This window comes from Schnuerera sp. (genome assembly GCF_035459645.1).
In the GTDB taxonomy this organism is placed as follows: Bacteria; Bacillota; Clostridia; order Tissierellales; family Tepidimicrobiaceae; genus Schnuerera.
This window is the reverse complement of record NZ_DATHXO010000146.1, coordinates 1-12,103: the sequence shown is the minus strand read 5'-3', so window position 1 is coordinate 12,103 and position 12,103 is coordinate 1. Positions and strand designations below refer to the sequence as shown.

The 12,103-nt window shown below is 30.3% G+C and carries 13 protein-coding genes, 3 tRNA genes and 1 other annotated feature; of the genes, 15 read left to right on the top strand and 1 reads right to left on the bottom strand.

Annotated features, from left to right (window positions below):
• The 15 genes from VK998_RS03420 to thrS form a co-directional block, all read left to right on the top strand.
• The coding region (locus VK998_RS03420) for a single-stranded DNA-binding protein (RefSeq protein WP_325225495.1) at nucleotides 1-269 on the top strand (269 nt) is incomplete at its 5' end.
• A 140-nt stretch (nucleotides 270-409) separates the two neighbouring features.
• Nucleotides 410-535, top strand: a complete 126-nt coding sequence (locus VK998_RS03415) for a hypothetical protein (protein ID WP_325225493.1) — start codon at nucleotides 410-412, stop codon at nucleotides 533-535.
• A gap of 25 nt (nucleotides 536-560) precedes the next feature.
• Nucleotides 561-1,088 (top strand): hypoxanthine phosphoribosyltransferase, encoded by a 528-nt coding sequence (gene hpt, locus VK998_RS03410; RefSeq protein WP_325225490.1) that lies wholly within the window; start codon nucleotides 561-563, stop codon nucleotides 1,086-1,088.
• A gap of 69 nt (nucleotides 1,089-1,157) precedes the next feature.
• The gene (locus tag VK998_RS03405) at nucleotides 1,158-2,111 is read left to right on the top strand and encodes a CPBP family intramembrane glutamic endopeptidase (protein ID WP_325225488.1); all 954 of its coding nucleotides are present in this window, start codon (nucleotides 1,158-1,160) and stop codon (nucleotides 2,109-2,111) included.
• A gap of 49 nt (nucleotides 2,112-2,160) precedes the next feature.
• Nucleotides 2,161-2,370 (top strand): alpha/beta-type small acid-soluble spore protein, encoded by a 210-nt coding sequence (locus VK998_RS03400; RefSeq protein WP_325225485.1) that lies wholly within the window; start codon nucleotides 2,161-2,163, stop codon nucleotides 2,368-2,370.
• Between the two features lie 21 nt (nucleotides 2,371-2,391).
• Entirely contained in the window at nucleotides 2,392-3,126 is a 735-nt protein-coding gene (locus VK998_RS03395) for a class I SAM-dependent DNA methyltransferase (protein ID WP_325225483.1), read from the top strand.
• A 155-nt stretch (nucleotides 3,127-3,281) separates the two neighbouring features.
• Complete coding sequence (locus VK998_RS03390) at nucleotides 3,282-3,482, top strand: cold-shock protein (protein WP_325225481.1); 201 nt, start codon at nucleotides 3,282-3,284, stop codon at nucleotides 3,480-3,482.
• A gap of 88 nt (nucleotides 3,483-3,570) precedes the next feature.
• Nucleotides 3,571-4,443 carry an Hsp33 family molecular chaperone HslO gene (gene hslO, locus VK998_RS03385; RefSeq protein ID WP_325225480.1) on the top strand — a complete coding sequence of 291 codons (873 nt, stop codon included), beginning with the start codon at nucleotides 3,571-3,573 and terminating at the stop codon, nucleotides 4,441-4,443.
• A gap of 106 nt (nucleotides 4,444-4,549) precedes the next feature.
• Nucleotides 4,550-4,625: transfer RNA gene (locus VK998_RS03380), tRNA-Phe, on the top strand.
• 5 nt (nucleotides 4,626-4,630) lie between these two features.
• Nucleotides 4,631-4,705 (top strand) — tRNA-Gly (locus VK998_RS03375).
• A gap of 128 nt (nucleotides 4,706-4,833) precedes the next feature.
• Nucleotides 4,834-4,908: transfer RNA gene (locus VK998_RS03370), tRNA-Cys, on the top strand.
• A gap of 61 nt (nucleotides 4,909-4,969) precedes the next feature.
• A complete protein-coding gene (locus VK998_RS03365) occupies nucleotides 4,970-5,716 on the top strand; it encodes a DUF6873 family GME fold protein (protein ID WP_325225478.1) in 747 nt (248 codons plus the stop codon).
• 69 nt (nucleotides 5,717-5,785) lie between these two features.
• The gene (gene ytxC / locus VK998_RS03360) at nucleotides 5,786-6,628 is read left to right on the top strand and encodes a putative sporulation protein YtxC (protein WP_325225476.1); all 843 of its coding nucleotides are present in this window, start codon (nucleotides 5,786-5,788) and stop codon (nucleotides 6,626-6,628) included.
• Nucleotides 6,629-6,741: 113 nt separating this feature from the next.
• The gene (gene hisS / locus VK998_RS03355) at nucleotides 6,742-8,055 is read left to right on the top strand and encodes a histidine--tRNA ligase (protein WP_325225473.1); all 1,314 of its coding nucleotides are present in this window, start codon (nucleotides 6,742-6,744) and stop codon (nucleotides 8,053-8,055) included.
• Nucleotides 8,056-8,123: 68 nt separating this feature from the next.
• Nucleotides 8,124-8,331 (top strand) — a binding site (T-box leader).
• A gap of 52 nt (nucleotides 8,332-8,383) precedes the next feature.
• Complete coding sequence (gene thrS, locus VK998_RS03350) at nucleotides 8,384-10,294, top strand: threonine--tRNA ligase (protein WP_325225470.1); 1,911 nt, start codon at nucleotides 8,384-8,386, stop codon at nucleotides 10,292-10,294.
• A 68-nt stretch (nucleotides 10,295-10,362) separates the two neighbouring features.
• Here thrS and ftsH read toward each other — a convergent pair whose 3' ends face one another.
• Nucleotides 10,363-11,913 carry an ATP-dependent zinc metalloprotease FtsH gene (gene ftsH / locus VK998_RS03345; RefSeq protein WP_325225468.1) on the bottom strand — a complete coding sequence of 517 codons (1,551 nt, stop codon included), beginning with the start codon at nucleotides 11,911-11,913 and terminating at the stop codon, nucleotides 10,363-10,365.
• Between the last annotated feature and the right edge of the window lie 190 nt (nucleotides 11,914-12,103).

Here is a 12,103-nt window from a genome sequence, read left to right as displayed (position 1 = left end):
TATCAGATTTGCTTGTTGCAGTAAATAGAGCTTATAATAAAACCTATTACATACCCTGTATAGCCTGGGGGAGGAACGCAAGGTTTTGCGAAAAACTATTGGTAGGAGACCATATCAAAATATGGGGGAGAATTCAAAGTCGAGAATATCAGAAAAAGTATAATAACGATGAAGTAGAAACTAAAATAGCTTATGAAGTATCTATATCTAAACTAGAATTTATTGAAAATGACAACAATAGGTTAGACCTTTGTGAAGAAGAAGTATAAGAATAAAATGTCTTTTCATAGTCCCTGTGAAAAGACATTTTTTCAATTTATTCATTCATATATTTAACATTTTATGTTATAATCAACACAATATAATTATATTTTAACTAAGTTTTAAATTAGAGATAAGGAGAAGATTAATGAATATTAAAGCTATAATTATCATAACAGTAACAATTATACTGGTAAGTCTTCAATATACTCTAAACAAAATTTTAATGGAATTAAAGGAAATCAAGCAAATATTAAGGAGCAAACCAAAATAAAACAAGAGGGAAAGGAGAAAGAAAATTGGAATTCGATAAAAAACCAAAAATATTATTCGATTCAGATAAAATTTCAGAAAGGGTAAATGAGTTAGGAGAAGAAATATCTAAAGATTATGATGGAAAGGATATTGTTGTGATATCCTTACTTAGGGGGAGTTTTGTTTTTGCAGCGGATTTAGTGCGGGCTATAAAAGTTCCTGTTAACATTGATTTTATGACTACTTCAAGCTATGAACATGATGAGGTGTCTTCAGGATTAGTAGATATAATTACAGATATTAGGACTAAAATAGAAAACAAAGATGTATTAATAGTAGATGATATTATAGACTCTGGATATACTATGAGTAAGGTAGTAGAATTTATTTATAAGAAGAAACCAAAATCTATAAAGGTATGTGTTATGTTAGACAAGCCAAGCAGAAGAAAGGTAGATATTTCTCCTGACTATGTAGGATTTTCTATCCCAGATGTGTTTATAGTTGGGTATGGCCTTAATTATGGGGACTATTATCGAAACATACCTTATATTTTTACTTTTGATGACTAAAACCTGCAGGTTAACCTACAGGTTTTTTAAATCATTCTATTATAAAATATTATAAAGTAGGGGTGTTTAATGATTAATAATAAACAAAATCCACCAATTTTAGATGTAAATATTCTTTATTTAATCATAGCTTTATTACTAATAACTTTAGGTGCATTAGCTCAACACAGGGAAGTATATACAGGCCTTTTAATAACAGAGTATCTGATAGTACTAATGCCTACCTTATTGTATATAAAATTAAGAGGATTCTCTATAAAACAGGTATTGAGGCTAAATAAAATTAGTTTAAAACAAGCTATTTATGTAATATTAATAGTCATATTATCTTATCCTATTGCCATATTTTTTAATTTTATAGGTATTATGGCGTTAAGTAGATTTGGTCATGTCATACCAAATTCAGTCCCTATACCTTCAACTCAAAGTGAGTTTATACTAGGATTTTTAATCATAGCTTTGTCTCCTGGTATATGTGAAGAGGTTATGTTTAGGGGATTAGTAATGAGTTCTTATAAAAAATTAGGAAAGAAGAAGGCAATTATATACTCTGCAATTTTATTCGGATTGTTCCATTTCAATATTCAAAATCTGCTAGGTCCGATTTTTTTAGGCATAATATTTGGAATTATAGCGTTAAAAACCGACTCTATTTTATCAACAATTATTGGGCATACCATGAATAATACAATAGCCTTAACTATAGGATATAAACTAGGAGGTTTAGAACAAGATCTAGGAGGTGTTTCTTATACAGTAGATGTTTTACCAGAAAGAAATCTTATGATATATAGTTTTGTTAGTCTAGGAGTATTAGCTCTGGTACTCGGTTTTTTGCTATATAAATTGATTAAATCCTTACCAGGTAGTAAGATCGATACTATGGAATTTGATAATACCTATAATGACATATTTGTAAATACTAGAAGAAAAAAGAGCAAATTGAATATAGGAGAAAGAGTGCCAATATTCATATTTACACTAATCTTTATATTTTGGAATTATAAAATATTTTTTACATAAGAATAAAAGAACCCCTCCTAACTAATAATAGACTTTAGGAGGGATTGATGTGGAAAAGAAAAATAAAAATCGCAATAAGAAGTCAAAGAAAAAAGAAACTTTAGAGGATAAATTAAAATATGAAATTGCTGCTGAACTGGGTTTAATGGATAAAATAGGTAAGGTTGGTTGGGGCGGATTAACTGCTAAGGAATCTGGTAAAATAGGAGGATTGATGACAGTTAGAAAACGAAATATGAAAAAGAAAAAACAAGAATAGGTACTACAAGGGGGAAAAAAGGTGTATAAAGATTTTGCATTTTTATATGATCAGTTGATGGCAGATATTGATTATAAAGAATGGTATTTATATATCAAAAATATATTAGCTAGATTTAACAAAGAGCCAAAATCCATATTAGAAATGGCTTGTGGAACAGGCAATTTATCCTACTATTTTGCTAAAGATGGATATGATTTAACATGTTTTGATCTATCATCAGATATGCTAAGCATTGCCTATAATAAGCTTAGGAAGTTTAAAAACATTACTATATTAAATCAAAATATGATAGATTTCAAATTAGATAGAAAATATGACGGCATCCTTTCCATATGTGATAGCATAAACTATATAGTGAATAAGGATGATTTATTGCAAGTTTTTAAAAATGTAAAAAGCCATCTTAATCTTGATGGGATATTTATTTTTGATATAAATTCCCACTACAAACTAAAAGAGATAATTGGGACCAATACTTTCGTTGAAGATAGAGAGGACTTATTATATATATGGCAAAATTATTTTGACGAAAAGAATAATATGGGAGAGTTTTATCTTACTTTTTTTGTAAAGGAAGACAATGGGCAATATAGAAGATTTGATGAAGAACATCTAGAAAAGGCTTATAGAATAGATGAAATAGTTGAATTATTAAAGCTTGCCGATTTTTCTGAAATACATTGTTTTCATGAATTTACTTTTGAAAAGCCTTTTGAAACCAGTGAAAGGGTAAGTTTTGTTGCATTACCCTGATGATGGGATAAATTATTATAGAAAATTTTTTAGAATAATAATGAAATCTTTGGGAATATTATTTGACAAGGATATCTAAATTGTGATAAACTAAGAAAAAGTAGATGATACATAGGACTCATCTATTAAATTGTTGTATTGGAGGAATGTTTTAAATGGTAAAAGGTACTGTAAAGTGGTTTAACGCTACAAAAGGTTATGGTTTTATTTCCACAGAAGAGGGAGAAGATGTATTCGTACATTATTCAGCAATTGAAAGTGATGGATTTAAGACTTTGGAAGAAGGACAAAATGTTGAATTCGAAATAGTTGAAGGAGAAAAAGGTCCTCAAGCTACTAACGTTATTAAACTATAAACCTGATTCTCTATTATATGTTTTATAACAGTAGCAAATTAAGCCCCTTAACAGGGGCTTTAAATATTTTTGTAATAGGAGTATGTTTATGAGAGACTATATTATTAGAGGAATAGATAAAAAAGGAAACATTAGAGTATTCGTAGCTACCTCAACCCAAATGGTAGAAAAAGCAAGAAAGATACATGGGACCTCTCCAACAGCTAGTGCAGCTCTAGGTAGAAGTTTAACAGCAGCAGCTATGTTAGGGATAACCATGAAAGGAGAGAAAGATACATTAACCTTTAAAATAAAGGGAGATGGACCTATTGGCAATATAATATCAGTAGCAAACAATAAAGGTGAAGTAAAGGGATATGTAGATAACCCTTATGCTGACTTACCTAGCAGATCTAATGGTAAGTTAGATGTAGGAGGTGTTGTAGGGAAAAATGGGCAATTAGCAATAATAAAGGATCTAGGATTAAAAGATCCCTATATAGGATATACCAATCTAGTTTCAGGAGAAATAGCAGAAGATCTAGTCCATTATTTTCATATCTCAGAACAACAACCATCAGCCATAAATTTAGGTGTATTAGTAGATAAAGATATATCAATCAGAGCAGCTGGTGGATATATATTGCAGCTCCTTCCAGGAGTAGAAGATGAAGACATAGATAGGATAGAAGGTATACTAAAAAAAGCAAAACCTATATCAACACTAATAGATCAAGGACTAACTCCAGAAGAAGTTATGGAAACCTTATTTGGAGAATTTGAAATGGAAATATTAGATAGAAAACCTATAGAATATAAATGCAACTGTAGTAGAGAAAAAATAGAAGAAGTATTAATAAGCCTAGGCAAAGAGGAGATTCAGAACATAATAGTAGAAGATGAAAAAGCCGAAATAGTATGCCATTTTTGTAACGGGAAATATAACTTTTCTAAAGAAGAATTGATAAATTTAATAGACTAATTATCCCATTTCATATATATGAAATGGGATAATTAGAAAATCTATTGACATTATAAAAGCAATATTGTATACTATCATTTGTGGTCATTACTCGTAAAACAATTAAGCCCAGATAGCTCAGTCGGTAGAGCAGAGGACTGAAAATCCTCGTGTCGGTGGTTCGATTCCGCCTCTGGGCACCAAATATGCGGAAGTGGCTCAGTGGTAGAGCATCGCCTTGCCAAGGCGAGGGCCGCGGGTTCGAATCCCGTCTTCCGCTCCATATGGCGGCATAGCCAAGTGGTAAGGCATAAGTAGGGAGCCCAAATCATGTATTTCGATTTGGTGCGAGTCACTTAGTCGGAGCCGCTAAAACTGGTAGTAAGTTCTTTTATTCACAAATTTCAATATGGCGGCATAGCCAAGTGGTAAGGCAGAGGTCTGCAAAACCTTTATTCCCCAGTTCAAATCTGGGTGCCGCCTCCATAGGAAACCTTCTATTATCCATATAATAGAAGGTTTAATTTTTTGATAAAGTGGTGATAAAATGTCAAGTAATCCGTTTATTCCAAATAAACTAGCTAATACAGTTATAATAGACGGTAGTATATCAAAGGAAATAAAGTCAAACTTAAAAAAGTTAAATCTGAATATTATCCCTACCATTCCCTGTAAAGAAGTAGCAGAACCTATTGCTTATCATCCAGATATAGTTCTACATCCAATAAATCACAATACTTTAATTGTTGCACCAAATGTTTTTGATTATTATGAAGATAAACTATATGGAATGGGTATTAAAATAATAAAAGGTGAAACAAAATTAGATAAAGAGTATCCAAAAGATATTGCATATAATGTAGCAAGAGTAGGTGATTTTGCAGTACATAATTTTAAACATACAGACGAAAAATTAAAATATTATTTAAAAAAAGAAAAACTAGGATTTATTGACGTTAAACAAGGTTATACAAAATGTTCCATGGCTATAGTAGCAAATAATGCAGTTATAACTGCAGATTATTCTATGTATAAAAAATTATCTAACTCTAGTATAGATGTACTATTAGTTAAGCCAGGATACATCGATTTAGAAGGTTATAACTATGGTTTTATAGGTGGAGCAACAGGGAAACTATTCAAGGATATTTTCATATTCTCTGGTAAATTAACTATCCACCCTGATAAAACTAAAATAACAAATTTTGTAAAAAAATATAATAATAAAATACTTTGGTTAAGTGATGAAAATATTATAGATATTGGAACGATAATTAGTCTATATTGCCAATAGAGTAACTCTTTACGCAGTATATACATGTGCTGAGAGTGCATACTAGTATCAAGAAAGGAGTGAAAAGTTGTGAAGGTTCAAATTGCATTAAATAAAGATAAAGATAAAGCTAGAAAAATAATCAATAATTACTTATCCAACAAAAAAGTAAAAATTGAAGAAATAGATTACCAAACAAGGTATTTATTCAATATAACTCCTGTAAAAAATAGATCTTTAAAAGAATTTTATAATAATATTGCTAAAATTATTTTGGACTTAATATTGAACATTTATTCTAAAGATATTATATATAAGCAAATAAAAACTAATTTTAGGAACTTAAAAACCAATGAAAAAAAGAAAGTAATTGAAATAACGAAAGAATTACTTTTAAATGAAGAAAATTTTACTGTAGAAAAAGAGTATATAAATAGCCAAATAAAAAATTATATAATGGATATGTCTTTTATTTCAATAGACGGTTTCATATTATTTAGGTTAAAAGGATTCAATCTTTTTATAAATTTGGTAATAGATAAAGGAGTAGAAGAATTTACTTTAGAGAAAGAATATAGAGAGTTTATTAAAATATTACAATATTTTGTAGAAGCACAGGAACCGAAATATCATCTAGTTAATATTGTATTTGAAGGTAAGAACTACAGATTATTAGATAAAGACAATAAAAAAATAGATAATAATTTCTTTGATGAAGTCATTGCAGAACTAGACAATGTAAATATTAGTGAAGATGACCTATTGATAAGTTCTTTAATAGTGATATCTCCTGAAAATATAGTAATCCATTTAGATGAAGAAAATAAAGAGCGAGATGTAATCAAAATTATTACAGATGTATTCCAAAATAAGGTATATTTTTGTTTAGGATGTGAAAAATGTAAAGGAAAGGTTAAAATAAAACAAGATTAACAAAAATGAAGCTAAAAGATTGAAAAAGCTTCATTTTTATGTTATTTCTGTTTGAAAATAATTGTTTAAATGATATTATAATAATAAATCATTTTATGTTTGGAGGTATACATATGAGTAGAGAAACAATAAAGCCATCTATATTAGCTGGATTTATGGAACTTATCCCATCGGAACAAATATTATTTAACAAAATGATGGACACCATTAGAGAAAACTATGAGAAATTTGGATTTTTGCCCATTAATACACCAGTAATCGAAAAAGCAGAAGTATTGTTAGCTAAAGGCGGCGGAGAAACAGAACAACAAATATATAGATTTGAAAAAGGAGATACAGACTTAGCTTTAAGGTTTGATCTAACTGTACCCCTTGCTAGATACGTAGCTCAACATTTTTCAGAACTAACTTTTCCCTTTAGAAGATATCATATAGGTAAGGTATATAGAGGAGAAAAAGCTCAGAGAGGAAGATTTAGAGAATTTTATCAATGTGATATAGATATAATTGGTAACAACACCTTAGATATTATTAATGATGCGGAGATTCCTAGTATAATTTATTCAACTTTTAAAGATTTAGGATTTGATTCCTTCGTAATAAAAATCAATAATAGAAAAGTTCTAAAGGGTTTTTTCCAATGGTTAGGAATACAGGATTCAACAGAAATACTAAGAACAGTAGATAAACTAGAGAAAATTGGTATAAATGGAGTTATAAAAGAATTAGAAGAACAAGGTTTAGCAACGACTATCATAGAAAAAATATTGGAATTTATACGGTTCGAAGGAACTAATGAAGAAAAACTTAATAGCTTGGAAAGCTTAAAAATTGATAATGAAATTTTCAATGAAGGATTAAAAGAATTAAAAGCAGTAAATCATTATGTAGAATTATTTGGAGTACCTGAAGACAATTATTCCATAGATTTAACTATAGCAAGAGGATTGGACTATTATACAGGTACTGTATATGAAACTTTCCTAAAGGATTATCCTCAAATAGGTAGTATCTGTTCTGGTGGAAGATATGATAATTTAGCTGAATACTATACAAAACAAAAGCTTCCAGGAGTAGGAATATCTATTGGTCTTACTAGATTGTTCTATCAATTAAATGAAGCAAAACTAATAGATGTAGAAGACAATTCTTTGACCAAAGTTATAATAATACCAATGAAAGGATACTTAGAAAAAGCAGTAGAAATAGGAAAGGTACTTCGAGAAAAAAATGTGAATACTCAAATATATTTGGAAAAGGCAAAAATGGGGAAAAAATTTGGTTATGCAGATAAGTTAAATATCCCTTATACTATTATTATCGGAGAAGAAGAAGTAAAACAGAACAAATATACTCTAAGAAATATGAAAACAGGCGACCAGACTATGCTATCTATAGAGGAGATATTATCTAATCTTAAGGAATAAATATAAAATTATGAATAAAACTTGAATAACTGGGTATATTGTGTTAAAATAAGTAATCAAATCAATATTTAAAGACGTTGATGGGAAGAGTAGGTTATTTAAACTAATCAGAGAGTGGAGTGCCTTTGGCTGAAAGCCTCCTTTAGAATGAATAGCTGAAGACCACCCCAGAGTCGTATCCTAAACCAATAGGCATAAGGATATCCGCAAATTTGCGTTATTTAAATGGAGCACCAAATAGGGTGGAACCACGGGAGTTAACCTCTCGTCCCTGCATTATGCAGAGACGAGAGGTTTTTTTAATTATATATATGGAAAGGAGAAAAAAATGGAAAAGATAAAAATAACTTTACCAGATAATTCAATAAGAGAATATAACAAAGGCGTGTCAGTATTAGAAATAGCAAAAGACATAAGTGAAGGATTAGCTCGAGTACCAGTAGGTGCAGTAGTAAATGGTAAGACAAAAGGAATGCAGGAGGCTATCAAAGAAGATGCCAATATAAAAATAGTTAAATTTGAGGACAAGGAAGGCAAGGAAATATTCTGGCATACATCAGCCCATATAATGGCTTTAGCAGTTCAAAGGCTATTTCCAGATGTAAAATTTGCCATAGGACCTGCTATAGAAGATGGCTTCTATTATGATTTTGATACGGAACATAGATTTACTCCTGAGGATTTAGAAAAAATAGAAAAGGAAATGGCTAAAATCGTTAAAGAAAATCATGAATTAGAAAGGTTTGTTATGCCAAGGGATGAAGCTCTAGAGTATTTTAAAGAAAAAGGAGAAGTATATAAAGTTGATTTAATTGAAAATCTTCCAGAAGATGAACAAATATCCTTTTATAAATTAGGTGAATTTACAGATCTATGTGCTGGACCTCATCTATTGAATACTAAAAAAGTTAAAGCGATCAAATTACTGAGTATAGCGGGAGCATATTGGAGGGGCGATGAAAAGAACAAAATGCTTCAAAGGATCTATGGTACAACATATGAAAAGAAAAAAGATTTAGAAGCCTATATTCATAGATTAGAAGAAGCTAAGAAGAGAGACCATAGAAAACTAGGAAAAGAACTAGATTTATTTAGTATCCATGAAGAAGGACCAGGATTTCCTTTTTTCCATCCGAAAGGTATGATAATAAGAAATATTTTAGAGGACTTTTGGAAAGAAGAGCATGTTAAAAGAGGTTATGGAGAATTAAAAACTCCTATTATATTAAATGAAGATTTATGGCAACAATCGGGTCATTGGGACCATTATAAAGAAAACATGTATTTCACAGAAATCGATGAAGAAGAATATGCCATTAAACCTATGAATTGTCCAGGATCTATTTTAGTTTATAAATCTAAAATGCATAGCTATAGAGATCTGCCTTTAAGATGGGGTGAATTAGGATTAGTTCATAGACACGAACTTTCTGGAGCTCTCCATGGGTTAATGAGAGTAAGAAGCTTTGTTCAAGATGATGCCCATATATATGCGCTACCGTCACAAGTAAAGGAAGAGATAATTAAAATAATCGATTTAGCTGATTATATATACAGTGTTTTTGAGTTCAAATATCATGTAGAACTATCTACAAGACCTGAAAATTCAATGGGTACTGAAGAACAATGGGAATTGGCAACTAATAGTCTAAGAGATGCTCTAGAAGAAAAAGGAATTGACTATATTTTAAACGAAGGAGATGGAGCCTTCTATGGACCAAAGATTGACTACCATCTAGAGGATGCTATAGGTAGAACTTGGCAATGCGGTACAATCCAATTAGATTTTCAAATGCCTGAAAGATTTGATCTAACCTATGTAGCAAAGGATAACGAAAAGAAAAGGCCAGTAATGCTTCATAGAACAATCCTTGGTAGTATTGAAAGATTCATGGGGATATTGATAGAGCACTATGCAGGGAAATTCCCAGTATGGATTGCACCAGTTCAAGCCACAATCCTTCCAATTTCTGATAAATTTAATGATTATGCTTATGAAATCAAAAAGGAAATGGAAGATAAAGGCCTTAGAATAGACATTGATGATAGAGCTGAAAAAATAGGTTATAAAATTAGAGAGGCTCGACTTCAAAGGATTCCTTATATGTTAGTGGTAGGTGAAAAAGAAGTAGAAGGAAGACTTGTATCCGTAAACAAAAGGGATGAAGGAGATATAGGACAATTTAAACTAGAACAATTCATAGAAAGGGTACTAGAAGAAATAGAGAATAAAAAATAGAATACAAAATGTAGGGGCAGACCCACGTGTCTGCCCGCTTTACATTTATGAATCTATATGTTTTATATTTATGTTGCACAATCCATTGGCTTTTCATATATTTTAAATATATGGTCTAATTCTTCACTATTAATTGTTTCTTTTTCCATTAAAGTATTAGAGATATGGTGTAGTATATCTTTATTTTCTGTTAGTATTTTTATTGCCCTTTTATATCCTTTATCTAAAATATTCTTTATTTCAATTCTCAATACTTCATAATTATGCTTAATGTAATGTTCATCTACAGCCATAGGACCTAAAGAACTCATACCATAGCTGCATACCATCTCCCTAGCAATATTAGTTGCCTTATTTAAATCATCCTTTGCTCCTGTTGTAACTTCATTGAAAATCAACTGTTCTGCTGCTCTACCTGCTAGTAAAGTTGTTATCTTGTTCATCAATTCTTGTTCTGTCAATAAATATCTATCTTCATCCGGGAATTTTAGAACATATCCTAAAGCTTGACCTCTAGGAATAATAGATATTTTTTGAACCATTTCCGTCTTAAGTATTTTTGCAACTAAAGCATGCCCAGCTTCATGAATAGAAACAGTTTTTTTCTCTTTTAAAAGAACAGTTGGATTTTTTACTTCCAATCCTGCTAATACTCTTTCTATAGCTGCATCAAATTCCTCTATGCTAATCTTGTTTTTATTGTTTCTGACAGCTATAATAGCGGCTTCGTTAGCTATATTAGCTAACTCTGCTCCAGATAGGCCATGAGTTTTTTTTGCAATATCCACTATATTTATTGTTTTGTCTAAAGGTTTATTCTTGGTATGGACTTCTAAAATCTGCTCACGAGCTTTCATATTTGGATTTCCTACAAAGATATGTCTATCAAACCTCCCTGGCCTAAGCAAAGCTTCATCTAATAAATCCAATCTATTGGTTGCACCAATTACAATGACAGTTTCATTGGTATTGAACCCATCTAATTCTACTAAAAGCTGATTTAAAGTTTGATCTTTTTCATTATTAGATTCTAAATTTCTTTTAGTGCCAATTGCATCAATTTCATCGATGAATATAATACTTGGCGCTTCCTTTTTAGCCTTTTCAAACAAAGTACGAACCCTTTTAGCACCAACACCAACGTATTTTTCAACAAATTCAGAACCGCTTGCATATAGGAAAATAGAATTGGTTTCACCAGCTACTGCCTTTGCTAACAAAGTTTTTCCTGTACCTGGAGGACCATAGAATAGTATTCCTTTTGGAATTTTGGCTCCCATTTTTCTATATTTACTTGAGTTATTAATAAAATCTATAGTTTCTTGAAGTTCCTCTTTTATTTCATCTAATCCTGCTACATCTTTAAATGAAATATCAGGTTTATCTTTTTCTTTATTAACCATTTTTTCATTAGACAAAACAGAGGGAACTAATTGAGGCTTAGAACCAGATTTCATATAATAAATGAATAGTATTATAGTAATAGCCCAAATAGCTACCCTATCTCCCATTCTTACTCTACTCAATCCTGGTGATGGATAATACTTATCAAATAGAAGCACGGTAGAACCAATAATGCTAATTATCAAAAGCAAAAATATTAGCTTTTTTCTTTTCAAACTATCCCCACCTTTTTCTATATTTCTAAATATAGTGTAACCATTTACATTTTTAATATAAAAAAAAATGATAAAAGTTGAATGAAATTCTATAAATGGATATAATATTATTAATGAATAAAAATGAGGTGATCTAATGGAGTTTATCAAATTAGTAGAAAGTTATAAAGAAGATATAATTAAATCTACC